This is a genomic window from Streptomyces enissocaesilis, from assembly GCF_039533765.1.
Taxonomy (GTDB): domain Bacteria; phylum Actinomycetota; class Actinomycetes; order Streptomycetales; family Streptomycetaceae; genus Streptomyces; species Streptomyces enissocaesilis.
In genome coordinates this window covers 144,589-161,182 of sequence record NZ_BAAAUD010000018.1, presented here as the reverse complement: position 1 = coordinate 161,182, position 16,594 = coordinate 144,589, and the positions used below count along the sequence as shown (strand labels likewise).

Genomic DNA, 16,594 nt, shown 5'->3' with positions numbered 1-16,594 from the left:
GGGACGGCCGCCCCTCACCCACGCCACTCGTCACCCACATAATGGGCTCATACACCGGATGTCCGAGCGACCGGGAGACCCGCCGTGGCCGTCACCGACGAGGCGATCGAAAAGATCAAGGAAATGATCGTCTCGGGGGCCCTGGGCCCCGGTGACCGCCTCCCCAAGGAGAGCGAGCTCGCCGCCGGGCTGGGCCTGTCGCGCAATTCGCTGCGCGAGGCGGTGCGGGCGCTGTCGCTGATCCGGATCCTCGACGTACGGCAGGGCGACGGCACGTACGTCACGAGCCTCGCTCCGCACCTGCTGCTCGAAGCGATGAGCTTCGTCGTGGACTTCCACCGGGACGACACCGTGCTGGAGTTCCTCGCCGTACGCCGCATTCTGGAGCCCGCCGCCACCGCAATGGCCTGTTCCCGGATCACCGAGGCGGAACTGGACGCGCTGAGCAGCCAGTTGGACTGTCTGGGGCCGGCCCCCTCGGTCGAGGAGCTGGTCGCGAGCGACCTCGAATTCCACCGCCGCATCGTGCAGGGCTCCGGCAACTCGGTGCTGTGCTCGCTGCTCGACGGGCTCTCCGGGCCGACGACCCGGGCCCGGATCTGGCGCGGGCTGACCCAGGAGGACGCGGTCAGCCGGACGCTGCACGAGCACCGCGCGATCCTCGCGGCGCTGCGCGACCAGGACGCGGAGGCGGCCAGGGCGTGGGCGACGGCGCACATCGCGAGCGTCGAGCAGTGGCTGCGCTCCACTCTCTAGTACGTCATCCCGCACGTCGGAGCTCCTCCGGCCGGCCGGACTCGAATGATTCGGCGGGCGCAGGGCACGCTTTCCGCGTGCGCGGCAGCCGCCACCGGGTCCGCCCGGTCGTGTACGGGGGCTGCGGCCGGACCTGCTGGACGCCGTAAGGTTGATGCGTGGACAAGAGAACTTCGGAAGGAGGCACTGGGTGATCGAGCTCGAGGGGGTTCCCGAGCTGATCGACCCGGTCATGGTGGCCGCGTTCGAGGGCTGGAACGACGCCGGCGACGCCGCCTCCACCGCGGTCGCGCACCTGGACCGGGAGTGGAAGGGCGAGGTCTTCGCGGCGCTCGACGCCGAGGACTACTACGACTTCCAGGTCAACCGGCCCACGGTGTTCCTGGACGGCGGGGTCCGCAGGATCACGTGGCCCACCACCCGGCTCTCGGTGGTGCGGATCGGCGGCGACAAGCCCCGTGACCTGGTGTTGGTGCGCGGCATCGAGCCCTCCATGCGCTGGCGTTCGTACTGCAACGAGATCCTCGGTTTCGCGCACGAGCTGGGCGTCGAGATGATCGTGATCCTGGGCGCGCTGCTCGGCGACACCCCGCACACGCGGCCGGTGCCGGTCAGCGGCGTGACGTCGGACGCGGACCTGGCGCGGACCATGGACCTGGAGGAGACCAGGTACGAAGGCCCCACGGGCATCGTCGGAATCCTCCAGGAGGCGTGTACGCACGCGGGCGTACCGGCGGTGAGCCTGTGGGCCGCCGTGCCGCACTACGTCTCGCAGCCGCCCAACCCGAAGGCCACGCTGGCGCTCCTCAACCGCCTCGAAGACCTTCTCGACCTGCGGATCCCGCTGGGCGAACTGCCCGAGGACGCGCGGGCCTGGCAGGTCGGCGTGGACCAACTGGCCGCGGAGGACAGCGAGGTCGCGGAGTACGTGCAGTCGCTGGAGGAGGCGCGGGACACCGCGGAGCTTCCCGAGGCGTCGGGCGAGGCCATCGCCCGCGAATTCGAGCGCTACCTGCGGCGGCGCGACGGCGGACCCGGCGCGGGGCCCGGCACCGGCCCCGGGCACGCCACGGACGGCGGCGAGGGCAGCGGCACGTACCTGCGGGAGAACTCCGGCGGCCGTACGCGGCCTCCCAGGCCGCCGCGCGCGGAGCCCGGCGCCGCGGAAGGCACGGACGGCACGGACGGCACGGCGGAAGACGCCTCGGAGGAGTAGCGGAGCAACTGCCGCCGCCGCGGGCCGTGGTGACGTCCGCGTGAAGCGGCAGGGCGCGACGAACGCGACCGCCCCTGGTCCTCTCCGTGGGGGGACCAGGGGCGGCAGGGCGAAAAGCGACTACAGAGCCACGCCCAGCAAGGCGTCGACGGCACGCGACACCACACCGGGGGCGCCCTCGTCCGTACCGCCGTCGGACGCCTGGCGTGCGGCCCAGCGGTCCACGGCGGCGAGTGCGGCGGGGGCGTCGAGGTCCTGGGAGAGCGCCTCGCGGATCTCCTCGACCACGGCGTCGGCGGACGGCCCGTCGGGACGGGAGACGGCCGCGCGCCAGCGCCCGAGCCGCTCCAGGGCGTCTTCGAGCACCTGGTCCGTCCACTCCCAGTCCGCCCGGTAGTGGTGGGCGAGCAGGGCGAGGCGGATCGCGGCCGGGTCCACGCCGTCGCGGCGCAGCTTCGACACGAAGACCAGGTTCCCCTTGGACTTCGACATCTTCTCGCCGTCCAGGGCGACCATTCCGGCGTGTACGTACGCCTTGGCGAACGGGTGCTCGCCGGTCAGCGCCTGGGCGTGGGACGCCCCCATCTCGTGGTGCGGGAAGGCGAGGTCCGATCCCCCGCCCTGCACGTCGAAGCCCATCCCCAGGTGGTCCAGGGCGATCGCCACGCACTCGATGTGCCAGCCGGGCCTGCCGCGGCCCAGCGAGGCGCCCTCCCAGCTCGGCTCGCCGTCGCGGGCGGCCATCCAGAGCATCGGGTCGAGCGGGTTCTTCTTGCCGGGCCGCTCGGGGTCGCCGCCGCGCTCGGCGGACAGCAGCCGCATCGCCTCGGCGTCGAGCCCGGAGACCTGGCCGAAGTGCGGGTCGGCCTCGACGGAGAAGTACACGTCCCCTTCGAGCTCGTACGCCGCGCCCGCGTCCCGCAGCCGCTCGACGAGCGGCACGATGCCGGGTATCGACTCGACGGCGCCGATGTAGTGCTGCGGCGGAAGCATCCGCAGGGCGGTCATGTCCTCGCGGAACAGGGCGGTTTCACGCTCCGCCAGTTCGGTCCAGTCCTGCCCGTCGCGGATCGCCCGCTCCAGCAGCGGATCGTCCACGTCCGTGACGTTCTGGACGTAGTGAACCTGCCGCTTGGTGTCGAGCCACACGCGCTGTACGAGGTCGAACGCGTTGTAGGTCGCCGCGTGACCGATGTGGGTCGCGTCGTACGGCGTGATGCCGCAGACATAGATACGGGCGACGGGACCGGGGTCGAGGGTGATCAACCCACTGGTCGCGGTGTCGTGGATCTGGAGGTCGCGGCCCTTGCCAGGCAGGGCGGGGACCTCAGAAGCGGGCCAGGCATGCATGCCTTGAGCGTAACCGGACGCAGCTTCCGGATACGAACCGGATACGGAAACGTGTCCGGTAAGCCACTCTTGCGCAGGCGCGCCGACCGACCGCACCGGGTCTGGGCCGGGACTAGACCGGTGGCCACGGGATGGCCGGCCACTCCCCGCTCGGCTCCGGATGGCGGGCGGTCGTACGCAGCGCCGTCACCCGGTCCCGCAGCGCCTCCACCTCCGCCGGGGTGATCAGTTCGGCCATACGGGTGGCGAGCGGGCCTCCCGGCGCCAGTTCCTCCGACAGCCGGGCCAGCACCTCGACGGCCTCCGCCGTCAGCGGCTCCCCCGCCCAGCCCCACAGCAGGGTGCGGAGCTTGTCCTGCGCGTGGAACGTGACGCCGTGGTCGATGCCGTACAGCTTCCCGCCCGCGGCCGGCAGCAGGTGACCGCCCTTGCGGTCGGCATTGTTGATGACCGCGTCGAGGACCGCGAGGCGGCGCAGGCGCGGGTCGTCGGCATGGACGAGAAGCGCCGTGCGCCCCTCCCCCACCTCGGCGAAGGCGATCGCCTTCCAGCCCTCGGCGGGCTCGTCGTCCTCGACCAGGGCCAGCAGGCCGCCGTCGGCCCCTTCCGGGTCCGTCTCGATCCACAGCTGGCACATGCCCTCGCCGTACGGACCGTCACGCAGCACGGTCGGCGGCACCAGGCCCCACCCGGTCGCCTGCGAGATCTCGTACGCCGCGACCTCGCGCTGGGCGAGCGTGCCGTCGGGGAAGTCCCACAGCGGCCGCTCGCCGGCGACCGGCTTGTACACGCAGGACGCCGTCACGCCCTCGTACTCGATGCCGCAGTGGAGCACCGCGTTGGACGCCTCACGGACGCGTCCGCGCACCGTGAGCTGCCCCTTCACCAGCACGGTGAGGAGGTCGTCCGCGGCGGTCACGCTCCGCGGCGGTATCCGTTCTGGCGCGGGCATACGTGTCCCTCCGGGTCGAGCGGCAGGCTGCACAGCGGGCACGGCGGCCGGCCCGCGTTGACAACGTCGAGGGCGCGCTTGGCGAAGGCCCTGGCCTGCGCGCCGCTGAGCCGGACCCGCAGCATCGGCGGGCCGTTCTCCTCGTCCTGGAGCAGACGCTCCTCGGCTTCCGCGAGATCCTCGTCGGTCTCCACGTCCAGCTCGACGAGGGCCTGCGCCTCGATGATCATGCGCTGTTCCTGGCCGTCCCAGGCCAGCGCCATGGTGCCGACGCGGAACTCCTCCTCCACGGGGGCGTCCAGCGGCGCGCTGTCGGTGACTTCGGCGGGGGCCACGGCCGGCACGGGGGCGCTGCCCCCGGTGCGGCGTACCACTTCGTCGAGCAGCTCGTCGATCCGCTCGGCGAGCGCGGCCACCTGGGCCTTCTCCAGGGCGACGCTGGTGACACGGCCGGCCGCGGATGCCTGCAGGAAGAACGTACGGCGTCCAGGCAGCCCGACCGTACCGGCCACAAAGCGGTCCGGCGGGTCGTAGAGGAACACCTGACGGGACACGTTCTGTCTCCCTTGAAATCGTCTGTATGCGCGGTCTGGGGCGCGTCCACCCTACTGCGCGGAGCGATCACGGTGCGCCCGCGCCGCCCCCTACGGCCGCGTCTCCGTCGGTGCCGCTCTCCCGCGGCGCCAGCGGGGCGAGGTCCCCGGTGTCGCCGAGGCGTACGAGAAAGGGGCGGAGCCCGGTGTACCGGATGGCCGTCAGGGAACACGGATCCACGTGAATCCGCTGGAAGAGGTCAAGGTGAAGGCCCAGTGCGTCCGCGACGACGGACTTGATGATGTCGCCGTGCGAGCACATCAGGTAGACGGCGTCCTCGCCGTGCTCGGCCTCGATGCGCGCGTTCCATTCCCGTACCGCGTCGACCGCGCGCGCCTGCATGGCGCGCATCGACTCCCCGCCGGGGAACGTGACCGAGGAGGGGTGCTGCTGCACGGCGGCCATCAGGGGCTCGTCGGAGAGCTCGGCGAGTTTGCGGCCCGACCAGTCGCCGTAGTGGCACTCGCCGATCCGCTCGTCGGTGTGCAGCGGGAGGCCGGGCCGCGCGTCGAGCAGCGGCTGGAGGGTCTGCCGGCAGCGCTCCAGGGGGCTGCTGACGGCGGCGGCCAGCGGCAGCTCGGCCAGCCGGCCGGGAAGAGCGGCCGCCTGGGAGGCGCCGCGCTCGTCGAGCGTGACACCTGGCGTCCAGCCGGCGAGCAGCCCGGCGGTGTTGGCGGTGGAGCGTCCGTGGCGTACGAGGATCAGCGTGGCCATGACGGCCAGCCTAGGCGGAGAAGGGCTCCGGGGTGCGCCCGGGGCCGTACCGGGGGAGAATGCGCGCCGTGATCGTCGACTGTGCCATCTACCGGGAAGGCTGCCGCACCCAGGGCCCTTCCGACTTCTCCGACGCGCTCGCCGAGGCGCGGGCCGGCGGCGACGCCTTCCTGTGGATCGGGCTGCACGAGCCCACCGAGAAGGAATTCGACCTTGTGAGCAGCGAGTTCGGCCTGCACCCGCTGGCCGTCGAGGACGCCCTGTCGGCCCATCAGCGGCCCAAGCTGGAGGTGTACGACGACTCGCTCTTCGCGGTGCTGAAGCCGGTGATCTACGAACCGGAGAGCGACACCGTGACGACGGGCGAGCTGATGGTCTTCGTGGGCGACTCGTTCGTGGTGACGGTGCGGCACGGCGAGGGGGCGCCGCTGGCCGCCGTGCGCCACCGCCTCGAAGCCGATCCCGGCGTCCTGCGGCACGGCCCCACCGCCGTCCTGTACGCCGTGAGCGACGCCGTCGTCGACGCCTACATAGAGGTCGGCGCGGAGCTCCAGACCGACCTGGAGGAGCTGGAGGCGGAGGTCTTCGCACCGAACGGCGGAGAGTCCAAGAACACCGCTTCGCGGATCTACACGTTCAAGCGGCAGGTGCTCGAATTCCGCCGCGCGACCGTGCCGCTCGCCCAGCCCATGCTGCGGCTGTCGAGTCCTGGCCTGCCGTTCGTCGACGAGCACGCGCAGCCGTTCTTCCGGGACGTCAGCGACCACCTCACCCGTGCGAACGAGCAGGTGGAGGCGCTCGACCGGCTGCTGTCCGACATCCTGTCCGCGCATCTCGCGCAGATGAGCGTGCGGCAGAACGACGACATGCGGAAGATCTCGGCGTGGGCCGCGATGGCGGCCGTCCCCACGATGGTCGCGGGCGTCTACGGCATGAACTTCGATCACATGCCCGAGCTGGAGTGGGTGTGGGGCTACCCCGCGGTGATCCTGTTGATGGTGGTGTGCGAGGTCGGCCTGTACCGCCTGTTCAAGCGCCGGGGCTGGCTCTGACGGACGGCCGCCGTGCCGGTCGGGCGATTTCCGGCGGAGGCCGCCGGACCTCCCGCCGGGTCTCCCGGCGCGTCGCGCCGTTGCGGTGTCGTCAGGCCGGCCACGCGCCGCCGGCCGCCGGGGCGCTCGTACGCGTCCATGGCGTGGATTCCCGCCGTGCGGGCGGCGGACCGGGGCCCGGGCCGCTTCAGGAGGCGCTCCGAGCGGGCCATGACGGCGGGGCCGACGTCCCGGTGGACGCGGCTCTCCGCCACGGCGCACTCGCGCAGGACCCGCCGGAGCGTACGGCCGTGTCCGGCGCGGGCCGGCCGGAGCAACTCCTCGTGGCAGTGGGTGAGGTGGTTCTCCTCGGTCAGCGGCTCGTCGCGGCGCAACTTGTCGTGGGCGAGGCCGGGCTGTCGAGGATTTCCTGGAAAGGGGTCCGGGGCGAGAGCACCGACCGACACCTCCGTGCGGGCATCCGCAAAGAGCAAGTCAATTCCGCCACGGAACGGCAGGCGACAGCTGCGCCCGTCAACACGGCCGGAGAAAGGAACCCCCCGGGTGGCGCGGACGCGTAACCCCACCGGCCCGTACGGCGTTGTTGTGCATGACGGCCGTGGCGGGGAAGACCCCCGAGCCCCCACCACGGCCGCAGACTTTCCTTCCGGTTCCCCGCCCCGGTTCCCCGCTCCGCCGGTTACGCGAGACCCGCGCGCTCCAGAGCCTCGGTGCCGGCGCGCAGGGCCGTGATCCGCTCGTCGAGCGTGAACCCCGCGGGGGCCAGCGTCAGCGTCGTCACTCCGGCGGCCGCGTACGCCGCCATCCGGTCGGCGATCCGCTCCACGGAGCCCAGCAGGGTGGTCTGGTCGATCAGCCGGTGCGGGATCGCGGCGGCGGCGCCCGCCTTGTCGCCGGACAGGTACTTGTCCTGGATCTCGACGGCTTCCTTCTCGTAGCCCATGCGCTGCGCGAGCCGGTTGTAGAAATTCTGCTCGCGGCTGCCCATGCCGCCCACGTACAGCGCGGTGTACGGACGGAACAGGTCGGCCAGCGCGTTCACGTCGTCGCCGACCGCGAGCGGCAGCGTGGGGCAGACGTCGAAGTCCTCCATGGTCTTGCCGGCCTTCTCCCGGCCCGCGCGCAGGTACTGGATCGCCGTGTCCTCGATGTGCTCGGCGGAGGGGAAGATCAGCAGGGCGCCGTCGGCGATCTCGCCGGTCTGCTCCAGGTTCTTGGGGCCGATCGCGGCGATGTAGAGCGGAATGTGCTCGCGCTGCGGGTGGACGGTGAGCTTCAGCGGTTTGCCGGGGCCGCCGGGCAGCGGCAGCGTCCAGTGCCGCCCCTCGTACGACAGGCGCTCGCGGGTCATGGCCCTGCGGACGATCTCGACGTACTCACGGGTGCGGGCCAGCGGCTTGTCGAACTTCACGCCGTACCAGCCCTCGGACACCTGCGGACCCGAGACGCCGAGTCCGAGGCGGAAGCGGCCGCCGGAGAGGGAGTCGAGGGTGGCGGCGGTCATCGCCGTCATGGCGGGCGCACGGGCCGGGATCTGGAAGATCGCGGAGCCGACGTCGATGCGCTCGGTCCGGGCCGCGACCCAGGAGAGCACGGTGGCGGCGTCCGAACCGTAGGCCTCGGCGGCCCAGCAGACGTCGTAGCCGAGCCGGTCCGCTTCCTGGGCGACGGCCAGATTGTCGCCGTCCATCCCCGCGCCCCAGTAACCGAGATTGATGCCGAGCCGCATGCCACTCCCCTTACTGATCAGTAACGTACCTGTGCGGGGACTCTAGCGCGCGGGGCCCCGATCCGTCAGGGGCGTGGAGGGCGGGCACTCGGGTGCCGGTTGTCCACAGGTCACCTGCCGGACGGCCCCCGGCCAGTAATCTCGCGCCCATGGAGCAGAGGCATCTCGGCCGCACGGGCCTGCGCGTATCGAGGATCGGGCTCGGCACTCTCACCTGGGGGCGGGGCACCGACGAGCACGACGCCGCCGATCTGTTGAAGGCATTCTGGCGCGCGGGCGGCACGCTCGTCGACACGGCGGACGTGTACGGCGACGGGGACGCGGAACACCTGCTCGGACACCTCATGGAACGGCTCGTTCCGCGGCGGGACCTGGTCATCGCGACCAAGGCGGGCAGCGTGCCCGACCCCGACCGGCGTTTCGACGGCTCACGCGGCCATCTGCTGGCGGCGCTCGACGCGTCGCTGGCGCGGCTCGGCACGGACTACGTCGACGTGTGGCAGGTGCACGCCTTCGACCCGGCGACGCCGCTCGACGAGACGCTCCAGACGCTCGACATCGCGGTCGGCAGCGGCCGGGCGCGGTACGCGGGGGTCTCCAACTTCTCCGGCTGGCAGCTGGCGAAGGCCGCCACCTGGCAGCTCGCCGCGCCCGGTGCGCGCACCCGGCTCGCCAGCACGCAGATGGAGTACTCGCTGCTCCAGCGGGGCGTGGAGCGGGAGGTACTGCCGGCCGCGCTCGATCTGGGGGTCGGGCTGCTGCCGTCGTCGCCGCTCGGCCGGGGCGTGCTCACCGGCAAGTACCGGCACGCTGTACCGCCCGACTCGCGCGGTGGGTCGGAGCAGCTGTCGGGGTTCGTCGCGCCGTACCTCGGCGACGCGGCGAGCCGGATCGTGGACGCGGTCGCGACGGCCGCGGACGGGCTGGCCGCGACCACGCTCCAGGTGGCCCTCGCCTGGGTCCGGGACCGGCCGGGCGTGGTGGCCCCGATCGTGGGCGCGCGCAACGCGCAGCAGCTCACGGAGGCATTGTCAGTGGAGACGCTTAGTCTTCCGGATGAGATCTGCCGGGCGCTCGACGACGTGTCGGCGCCCGTGCACCGCTACCCCGACCAGGACTGGAGCACGCTGTGACTGCGCTTCCCCGGGGGGCAACCCCCGGACCCACGGCCGAAGACCGCGACGCCACCGCGGCGGACGGCGCCGACCCGACCGCCGATTCCGCGGTCCCGGCGCCGGGAGCCGCGGTGGACGGCGCGACGGACGAGGCGACGGAAACCGTCGGGGGCCCTGCGCCCACCGGCGAGGACGCGGGAGCCGGCGCCGGAGAACCGGCGGGCGGTGCCGGTGCCGGTGCCGGTGAAAGCCCGGTGGGCGCCGAAGGGCCGTCGAGCGATGGCGAGGCCGCTGCTGGGACCGGCGGTGTGCCGCAGTTGTCGGAGACCGAGGCGGAGCTTGCCGCCCAGCGGGCGTTGCGGGAGAAGATCGAGCGGCGCAAGGCCGAGAAGACCGCGCCCGTCGAGGCCGGTGCCAAGCTGAGCGGGCAGGCCGCCGAGCTGCTCGCGGCGGTACGGGCCGTGGAGAGCGGCGCGAAGTCCGGGGAGGCGTTCTTCGCCTCCCCGGCGCCCACGCCGCGCCGCGCCGCGCCCGAGCCCGGCCCTGTCGCGGCCGCGCCGGTACGGGCTGCCGAGCCCGCCCCCGCCGCACCGGAGACCGTGGCGTCCGTACGGGCCGTACTGGCCGAGGGCGGTGCCCCCGAGGCACTGGCCGGGCCGGTCGCGGGCGTACTCGGGGAGCAGGCCGGGCAGGTGCTGCGCGAGGACCCGTGGCAGCTGCTGTCCGTGCCCGGGGTGCGGCCCGAACAGGCCGACGGATTCGCGCGCGCCCTGCTCGGCGCCGAGTGCGGCCCCGGCGACGGGCGCCGGACGGCGGCGCTCGTCGGATGGCTCCTGGAGTGGGCGGCGGTCCGGGGCCACACCGCCCTGGAGTCGGGCGCCGTCCGCAAGGCGCTGACCGAACACAAGGTGCCCGACCCGGACGAGGCCGTTCAGAACGCGGTCGCCGAGGGTGTGGTGCTGGCCTTCCAGGACGGCGCACAAGGCGACGCGGCCGGCGAGCCCGCCGAGGGCGAGTCGCCGGTGGAAGTCCTGTTGGGGCTCGACCGGTACGCCCTCGCCGAGGAAAGCCTGTCCGAGGGCCTCGCCCGGCTGGCCAGTACGTTCGACAACGGGGCGGCGGAAACGGCCGGCTGGGACGTCGGCGGCGTCCCGCCCTCCGCCGCCGAACTGATCCGCGCCGTCGCCGCGAACGGCCTGGTCGCCCACAGCGGTGGTGAGGCCGCCCGCGCCGAACCGGCCGCGCTGGTCGCCGCGGCGCGCGGCCTCGGTCTGCGGGCGTACGCCGCGTCGCACAGCGCCGACGGCCGCCGGCGTCTCGCCGCCGCGCTCGACGACGCGTCGGCCTCGGTCACCGTCTCCGGCCTGCTCGCCGGGGTCGAGGGCCCCGGCCGGGACGAGGACGGCGCGTTCGCCCTCGATCTGCTGGTCGTACTGGACGCCCCGCAGCTGGACGTGGAGCGCGCCGCGGTCCTCGTGGAGTCGCTGGCGGACGGCACCCGGTTCGTCCTCAGCGGCGATCCGAACGTGCTGCCGTCCGCGGGCGCGGGCCGGGTCTTCGCGGACCTGCTGGCCTCCCGCGCGTGCCCGCACATCGTCTCGCGTACGCCCGACCCCGGGCCGATCGGCGAGCTGGTCTCCGGTGTCGGGATCGGCGAGCTCAACCAGGTCGGGGCGCCCGGCAGGGAAGTGGTGATCGTTCCGGTCCGTGACGCCGGGGAGGCCGTGCACCGGACCGTCCAGCTGGTCGCCGACTCGGTGCCGCGCGCCTTCGGGGTGTCCACCGCGCAGACCCAGGTGATCACCCCCGGGCACGGCGGTTCCGCGGGCACCCGCGCGCTCAACGCGGCGCTCAAGCAGCGGCTCAACCCCGGCCCGGGCCGGTTCGGCGGCTTCGACCCGGGAGACCGGGTCGCCCATGTCCCGGCGCCCGGCAGGACGCTGCCCGGCACGGTCGTCTCGGCGGACGCCGTCGGCCTGCACCTCGACTGCGAGGGCACGCCCGTCGTCGTACCGAAGGACCGGGTGGAGACCGAGGTGCGGCACGCCTGGGCGCTCACCGCGCACCAGACGGCCGGGATGCGGTGGCCCGCGGTCGTGGTCGTCCTGCCCGGTGACGCCGCCCCGGCGCTGAACCGCCCGTGGATCTACACCGCGTTCAGCCGCGGGGAGCGGCACCTGTCCGTGGTCCACGGCGTCGACCAGGCACTGCCCCGCGCGGTGGCCGAGATCCCGGACCGGCCCCGCACCACGCGTCTGCGCACCTTGCTCCAGCCCCCCGCCGCACAACCGGACGAGCAGCGGGGCGAGCAGCCCGCCCCCTAGGGAGGCGGCGGAGGCCGACGGTCAGCGCTGGTCGTGACCGTCGGCCTCGTCCAGCTCGTCGTCGAAGACGGAACTGACGTCGAAGCGGCACACGACCCGCTGCGGATCGGCCTGCTCGAAGGGGGCGTTCAGCCACTCCCCCGGCTCGGGCAGGTCTTCCGCTGCGGCGACCCAGAGGGTGGAGTCGCCCTCCTCCAGCCCGAACTCCTTGTGGCGGGAGGCGATTTCATCCGGTTCGTACTCGCCGAAGAGCACGCCCAGAGCGGCATGGACGCTGCCGCCGACGATCGCCGCCGTACCGCTCCGCTCTTCGGCGGCGAGATCGGCGTCGTCATCGATCACCGGGCCGTCGACGTCCGGGTCGAGATCGGCGATCCGCTGCGCCTGGACGAGCAGCCGTTGCGTCTCCACCACCGCGTAGTCGCGACGGATGAGGACGGTCACCGCATTGGGCTCCTCGGGCCCGGTGTACGGCGGCATGGAGTCGTCCGACCCCGGGATCTCGAAGGGTGTGACCTCGTCGTACCGGTCGTAGAGCCGCTCGTCGTACGCCTCGGCGGCCGCGGCGAGCTCGTTGAACGCGTCGTAGACGGCCGGATCGTCGTCCCCGGTGCGGCGTTCGACCGCGTCGAGGTGACGGTCGAGCGCGACTTTGACCGCCTCGGCGGCGGCGCGTACCTCGGCAGCGGTGGGATGCGCAGCATCAGACATAGTGCAGACGCTATCCGTACTGGGGCTCCGCCCGCACAGTAGATACGCATCCGACGCTGAGGTGACCTGCGGAAAAGGCGGACTTACCCTTCTGATCAGGTAAAACGCTTCTCCTCATCTTCCTCGGCCTCCACACAGCTTCCTGCTGTCATATGTACGGAACATGTACGGCCGTACAACGGCTCCTCCTCTGAGCCGCGGCAGATGCGAAGGCGCCGCGTACGCCCTCGATGGCAGGCCCGAGCTGTGGGCGCCGCTCGCCGGCGCTGTCGCGGGACACGACATGAGCGAGGACATCGCGGGCGCCGTGCAGCTCGCCGGGCCGTTCGTACTGGCACCGGGGACCGGTGAGAACGGCGACCCCCTACTGCCGCGTCTCCTGCACCCTGCCATCGGGGACGACATCCGCGCCCGTCTGCAAAGCGTCGGCGCCGCCCAGTCACGGATCGCGATGGCGCTGCTCGAAGCGGTGCCGGAACAGGACTGGGGCAACGCCGACCCGTACGTACGCGATCACATCGCCGGCCACACCCTCGAGGCCGGCCTGCTGCCGCGACTCCTCACGGATCCGGGCCTGTTCGTGCATGCCGACCCGGTTGCGTCGAGGGCGGCAGTCGAAGCCGTCCCGCTCGAAACCCTCGACGCGCCTGCCCGCACGTATCTCCGCATCGCTCCCCTGCTGACCCACACCGAGGTTCCGGCCCCGCTGCGTGCCGCCCTGCTGGAAACCGCATTCGTCGAGGACTGTCTGCCCGAGTACGCCGAGGCCGTGCACCGACTCGGATTCGACCTGCCGTGAGCGGCTCTGAACGCACCTGAAGCGATGCAAGATCGATAGCGGTGTGTACGTCATCCGTACTGCCCGCCCCTGCCGGATCGGGCCCGCGAACGGCACTCGGCCCGTGACCAGGATTTCTGCCCGATCAGGGCCGTTGCTGCTCCAGGCCGCTGCCCGCACAATAGATGCGATGCCGGAATACGAATTTGTCGACGTGTACGTACCTCGCGGGGTCTCCCGCAAGGACGCGACCCGTCTGCTGACCGACCACGCCGAGTACGGACACTGGGAGTTGGACCGACTGAGTCTGCACCGGGACGGCAGCCGCCGCGTGCGGCTGCGCAGGCGGATCATCCGCCAGCTTCGCGCCACCTGGTGAAGACGGAGCGGGCCCCGCGATCGCGGGGCCCGCTCCGTTTCGTGCCGGTCCTGCCGGTGCTTTTCCCGCGTTACGCCGCGGAACGCGTCCTGCGGTACAGCACCGCACCTGCCAGCAGCAGCCCCGCCCCGGCCGGGACGACCAGGCCGAGCGGAGCGCCGGCGCCGGTCTGCGCGAGCGCTTCGGTGCCCTTGGGCTGGGTGACGGTCTGGGTGCCCGGGCCGTTCGGAGTGCCCGGCTTGCCGGGCTCCCCGGGCTCTCCCGGCTCCGCGGGCACGTCCGGCTTCTCGGGGTCTTCCGGCGAGCCCGGGTTGCCCGGCTCTCCGGGGTTGCTCGGCTCACCAGGATTGCCCGGCTCACCAGGATTGCCCGGCTCCCCGGGATTGCCCGGCTCACCAGGATTGCCCGGCTCCCCGGGATTGCCCGGCTCACCAGGCTCACCAGGATTGCCCGGCTCCCCGGGGTTGCCCGGCTCGCCCGGCGGCTCCTCGGGGCCCGGCCCCGGCGGAGTCCCGGTGGAGTCGTTGCCGCAGCCGTTGTTCACGGCGGGGTTGGCGAGGCTGCCGACGGTGACGCTGTTTCCGCAGACGTTCACGGGTGCGTCGACCGGTGCCTGGACGTGGTTTCCCGAGCCGACACCGGGTGAATTGCTCGCGTGCCCCTCGGCCGCCGCTCCGCCCCCGCCGTGGTTCTTGCCGGGCTTCGAGCCCTTGGATCCCTTCGCGCCATTGGCACAGCGGTTGCCGACGGCGGGATTGAGCACTCCGACCACATTCACGGTGTTTCCGCACACATTGACCGGGGCGTGCACGGGAGCCTGCACGGAATTCCCGGACAGTACGCCCGGGGAATCCGAAGCGGACCCTCCGGCCCCCGAGCCGGCGTGCGCGTTTCCGCCGCCCACAGCCAGCAGACCGCTCGCGGCCGCCATGGTGATCAGGCTGTTTCTCGCTACCTGACGCATTCGTACGTTCCCCTGACTTTTATCTTCACCGAGTGCCCACGGGACGTTGCCGACCGCAGGCCGCATACCCAGCGGCCCCGGAGTGCATGGCGCGCACTCCGGGGCCGCCCGGGACTTCAGACCCTTACGGGTTCATGCCCAACGTCACTTGTTGATGCAGGTGTTGCCGAAGGCGGGGTTCAGCAGCCCGATCACGGAGACCGTGTTGCCGCACGCGTTCACCGGCACGTGGATCGGGGCCTGCACGACGTTGCCCGAAAGCACGCCGGGGGAACCGACAGCAGCGCCCTGGGCACCCGAGTCGGCAACAGCCATACCCGCGCCGGCGAGAACCAGACCACCAGTAGCAGCCGCAGCAGCGACGACCTTCTTGATCATTACTTTTCCTCCTTGTTGGCAAATGCGGTTCAGCCGCGAACCACACCCCTCGTAACGAAGAGGAAGCAATTGGGCTACTAGCGTATGGTCGCATTCACTCTTTTCGGTTGAATAGCACACTCGGCCGATTATTTGGATTTTCGTTTCAGCAGTTGTCCAGGAAACGGTCCAGGACGCGCACGCCGAACTTCAGCCCGTCCACCGGGACCCGCTCGTCGACACCGTGGAACATTCCGGCGAAGTCCAGCTCGGGCGGCAGCTTCAGCGGCGCGAAGCCGAAGCAGCGGATCCCCAGGTCGTCGAAGGACTTGGCGTCGGTGCCGCCGGAGAGCATGTACGGGACGGCGCGCGCGATGGGGTCCTCGGCCCTGAGCGCCACCTGCATCGCGTCGACGAGGTCCCCGTCGAAACTGGTCTCCAGGGCCTTGTCGCCGTGCACGTCCTCGCGCCGCACGCGCGGGCCGAGGATCCGGTCGAGGTCGGCGAGGAACTCGTCCTCGTACCCGGGCAGGAAGCGCCCGTCGACGTGCGCGGTCGCCTGCCCGGGGATCACGTTCACCTTGTAGCCGGCGCCGAGCATGGTCGGGGCGGCGGAGTTGCGCAGCGTGGCGCCGATCATCTTCGCGATGCCGCCGAGCTTGGCGAGCGTCGCGTCCATGTCCTCGGGGTCGAGTGGGGTGCCGAGCGCGTCCGAGAGCTCGTCCAGGAAGGACCGTACGGTCTTGGTCATCCGCACCGGCCACTTGTGCCGCCCGAGCCGCCCGACGGCCTCGCACAGCTCGGTGATCGCGTTGTCGCTGTTGGTCATCGAACCGTGGCCGGCCGTGCCGTCCACGGTGAGCCGCATCCAGTGCATGCCCTTCTGCGCCGTCTCGACGAGATACAGCCGCAGGTTCTCGTTGACGGTGAAGGAGAAGCCGCCGACCTCGCCGACGGCCTCCGTGACGCCGTCGAAGAGGCCCGGGTGCTTGTCGACGAGATGCCGGGCCCCGTACGTGCCGCCCGCCTCCTCGTCGGCGAGGAAGGCCAGCACGATGTCGCGCGGGGGCTTGCGCCCGCTGCGCATCCTGTCGCGTACGACCGCGAGGGTCATCGCGTCCATGTCCTTCATGTCGACCGCGCCCCGGCCCCACACGCAGCCGTCCGCGATCTCGCCCGCGAAGGGGTGGTGCGTCCAGTCCTGGGCGTTGGCCGGTACGACGTCGGTGTGCCCGTGGATGAGCAGTGCGGGCCTGGACGGGTCCTCGCCCTCGATCCTGGCCACGGTGGAGGCCCGTCCCGGGTGGGACTCGAAGATCTGCGGTTCGAGCCCCACCTCGGCGAGCTTCTCGGCGACGTACTCCGCCGCGGCGCGCTCTCCCGGTCCCGAGTGGTCCCCGTAGTTGCTGGTGTCGATCCTGATCAGGTCACGGCAGAGATCGACGACCTCGTCCTCGCCCGGAACCGTCCGGTCCGTCTTCGACTCGCTCACGCTGCTTCCTCCCACTGGCGTTGCTGGTGGCCGCCCTCATCCTCCCGCTGCCGGTCCGGGGGTGTGATCAGGGGGTCTGAATGTTTGCTATGGTTTTCCACGTCGGAACGG

16 protein-coding genes and 1 pseudogene are annotated in these 16,594 nt (G+C 72.0%); 7 read left to right on the top strand and 10 right to left on the bottom strand.

Going from position 1 to position 16,594, the window contains the following annotated elements:
- The first annotated feature begins 84 nt into the window (after positions 1-84).
- Complete coding sequence (locus ABD374_RS09250) at positions 85-756, top strand: FadR/GntR family transcriptional regulator (protein ID WP_344493323.1); 672 nt, start codon at positions 85-87, stop codon at positions 754-756.
- 190 nt (positions 757-946) lie between these two features.
- Positions 947-1,972, top strand: a complete 1,026-nt coding sequence (locus ABD374_RS09245; RefSeq protein ID WP_344493321.1) for a PAC2 family protein — start codon at positions 947-949, stop codon at positions 1,970-1,972.
- 120 nt (positions 1,973-2,092) lie between these two features.
- Here ABD374_RS09245 and mshC read toward each other — a convergent pair whose 3' ends face one another.
- The 4 genes from mshC to ABD374_RS09225 all read right to left on the bottom strand — a co-directional run bounded on the left by mshC (position 2,093) and on the right by ABD374_RS09225 (position 5,582).
- On the bottom strand, positions 2,093-3,322 hold the full coding sequence (gene mshC, locus ABD374_RS09240; RefSeq protein WP_344493319.1) for a cysteine--1-D-myo-inosityl 2-amino-2-deoxy-alpha-D-glucopyranoside ligase: 1,230 nt from the start codon (positions 3,320-3,322) through the stop codon (positions 2,093-2,095).
- Between the two features lie 112 nt (positions 3,323-3,434).
- Entirely contained in the window at positions 3,435-4,274 is an 840-nt protein-coding gene (locus ABD374_RS09235; RefSeq protein WP_344493317.1) for an SCO1664 family protein, read from the bottom strand.
- Entirely contained in the window at positions 4,238-4,828 is a 591-nt protein-coding gene (locus ABD374_RS09230) for a DUF3090 domain-containing protein (RefSeq protein WP_093801625.1), read from the bottom strand. Before ABD374_RS09230 ends, ABD374_RS09235 begins: the two co-directional genes overlap by 37 nt.
- Before the next feature lie 67 nt (positions 4,829-4,895).
- A complete protein-coding gene (locus ABD374_RS09225; protein WP_344493314.1) occupies positions 4,896-5,582 on the bottom strand; it encodes a histidine phosphatase family protein in 687 nt (228 codons plus the stop codon).
- A 59-nt stretch (positions 5,583-5,641) separates the two neighbouring features.
- Here ABD374_RS09225 and corA point away from each other — a divergent pair, with 59 nt between their 5' ends.
- On the top strand, positions 5,642-6,634 hold the full coding sequence (gene corA / locus ABD374_RS09220) for a magnesium/cobalt transporter CorA (RefSeq protein ID WP_344493312.1): 993 nt from the start codon (positions 5,642-5,644) through the stop codon (positions 6,632-6,634).
- A 53-nt stretch (positions 6,635-6,687) separates the two neighbouring features.
- Here the strand turns inward: corA and ABD374_RS09215 are convergent.
- A pseudogene (locus ABD374_RS09215) lies at positions 6,688-7,026 on the bottom strand (ferritin-like domain-containing protein); the annotation flags it as partial.
- Between the two features lie 287 nt (positions 7,027-7,313).
- Positions 7,314-8,363, bottom strand: coding sequence for an LLM class F420-dependent oxidoreductase (locus ABD374_RS09210; protein ID WP_344493310.1), 1,050 nt, complete (start codon positions 8,361-8,363; stop codon positions 7,314-7,316).
- Between the two features lie 149 nt (positions 8,364-8,512).
- On the opposite strand from ABD374_RS09210, the gene ABD374_RS09205 reads away from it, so the two are divergent.
- Together ABD374_RS09205 and ABD374_RS09200 are read left to right on the top strand one after the other, a co-directional pair.
- Entirely contained in the window at positions 8,513-9,496 is a 984-nt protein-coding gene (locus ABD374_RS09205) for an aldo/keto reductase (RefSeq protein ID WP_344493309.1), read from the top strand.
- Positions 9,493-11,802, top strand: a complete 2,310-nt coding sequence (locus tag ABD374_RS09200; protein ID WP_344493308.1) for a helix-hairpin-helix domain-containing protein — start codon at positions 9,493-9,495, stop codon at positions 11,800-11,802. Before ABD374_RS09205 ends, ABD374_RS09200 begins: the two co-directional genes overlap by 4 nt.
- 21 nt (positions 11,803-11,823) lie before the next feature.
- Here the strand turns inward: ABD374_RS09200 and ABD374_RS09195 are convergent, their stop codons facing one another.
- The gene (locus tag ABD374_RS09195) at positions 11,824-12,513 is read right to left on the bottom strand and encodes a hypothetical protein (RefSeq protein ID WP_344493306.1); all 690 of its coding nucleotides are present in this window, start codon (positions 12,511-12,513) and stop codon (positions 11,824-11,826) included.
- A gap of 283 nt (positions 12,514-12,796) precedes the next feature.
- Between ABD374_RS09195 and ABD374_RS09190 the strand changes: the two genes are divergently transcribed.
- Positions 12,797-13,312 carry a hypothetical protein gene (locus ABD374_RS09190; protein ID WP_344493305.1) on the top strand — a complete coding sequence of 172 codons (516 nt, stop codon included), beginning with the start codon at positions 12,797-12,799 and terminating at the stop codon, positions 13,310-13,312.
- A 169-nt stretch (positions 13,313-13,481) separates the two neighbouring features.
- Complete coding sequence (locus tag ABD374_RS09185; RefSeq protein WP_093801618.1) at positions 13,482-13,670, top strand: DUF5703 family protein; 189 nt, start codon at positions 13,482-13,484, stop codon at positions 13,668-13,670.
- A 70-nt stretch (positions 13,671-13,740) separates the two neighbouring features.
- On the opposite strand, the gene ABD374_RS09180 is transcribed toward ABD374_RS09185, so the two are convergent.
- The 3 genes from ABD374_RS09180 to ABD374_RS09170 all read right to left on the bottom strand — a co-directional run bounded on the left by ABD374_RS09180 (position 13,741) and on the right by ABD374_RS09170 (position 16,483).
- Positions 13,741-14,634 (bottom strand): chaplin, encoded by an 894-nt coding sequence (locus tag ABD374_RS09180; RefSeq protein ID WP_344493304.1) that lies wholly within the window; start codon positions 14,632-14,634, stop codon positions 13,741-13,743.
- A 144-nt stretch (positions 14,635-14,778) separates the two neighbouring features.
- Positions 14,779-15,012: a chaplin ChpH gene (gene chpH, locus ABD374_RS09175; RefSeq protein ID WP_344493302.1), complete on the bottom strand. Its 234-nt coding sequence runs from the start codon at positions 15,010-15,012 to the stop codon at positions 14,779-14,781.
- 145 nt (positions 15,013-15,157) lie between these two features.
- Complete coding sequence (locus tag ABD374_RS09170; RefSeq protein ID WP_344493301.1) at positions 15,158-16,483, bottom strand: M20/M25/M40 family metallo-hydrolase; 1,326 nt, start codon at positions 16,481-16,483, stop codon at positions 15,158-15,160.
- Positions 16,484-16,594 lie beyond the last annotated feature (111 nt).

Bases quoted from the DNA above. Each gene is read 5' to 3' on its own strand.
- mshC (WP_344493319.1), bottom strand. From the start codon at position 3,322: ATGCATGCCTGGCCCGCTTCTGAGGTCCCCGCCCTGCCTGGCAAGGGC.
- ABD374_RS09235 (WP_344493317.1), bottom strand. From the start codon at position 4,274: ATGCCCGCGCCAGAACGGATACCGCCGCGGAGCGTGACCGCCGCGGAC.
- ABD374_RS09225 (WP_344493314.1), bottom strand. From the start codon at position 5,582: ATGGCCACGCTGATCCTCGTACGCCACGGACGCTCCACCGCCAACACC.
- corA (WP_344493312.1), top strand. From the start codon at position 5,642: ATGCGCGCCGTGATCGTCGACTGTGCCATCTACCGGGAAGGCTGCCGC.
- ABD374_RS09210 (WP_344493310.1), bottom strand. From the start codon at position 8,363: ATGCGGCTCGGCATCAATCTCGGTTACTGGGGCGCGGGGATGGACGGC.
- ABD374_RS09205 (WP_344493309.1), top strand. From the start codon at position 8,513: ATGGAGCAGAGGCATCTCGGCCGCACGGGCCTGCGCGTATCGAGGATC.
- ABD374_RS09195 (WP_344493306.1), bottom strand. From the start codon at position 12,513: ATGTCTGATGCTGCGCATCCCACCGCTGCCGAGGTACGCGCCGCCGCC.
- ABD374_RS09190 (WP_344493305.1), top strand. From the start codon at position 12,797: ATGAGCGAGGACATCGCGGGCGCCGTGCAGCTCGCCGGGCCGTTCGTA.
- ABD374_RS09185 (WP_093801618.1), top strand. From the start codon at position 13,482: ATGCCGGAATACGAATTTGTCGACGTGTACGTACCTCGCGGGGTCTCC.
- ABD374_RS09180 (WP_344493304.1), bottom strand. From the start codon at position 14,634: ATGCGTCAGGTAGCGAGAAACAGCCTGATCACCATGGCGGCCGCGAGC.
- chpH (WP_344493302.1), bottom strand. From the start codon at position 15,012: ATGATCAAGAAGGTCGTCGCTGCTGCGGCTGCTACTGGTGGTCTGGTT.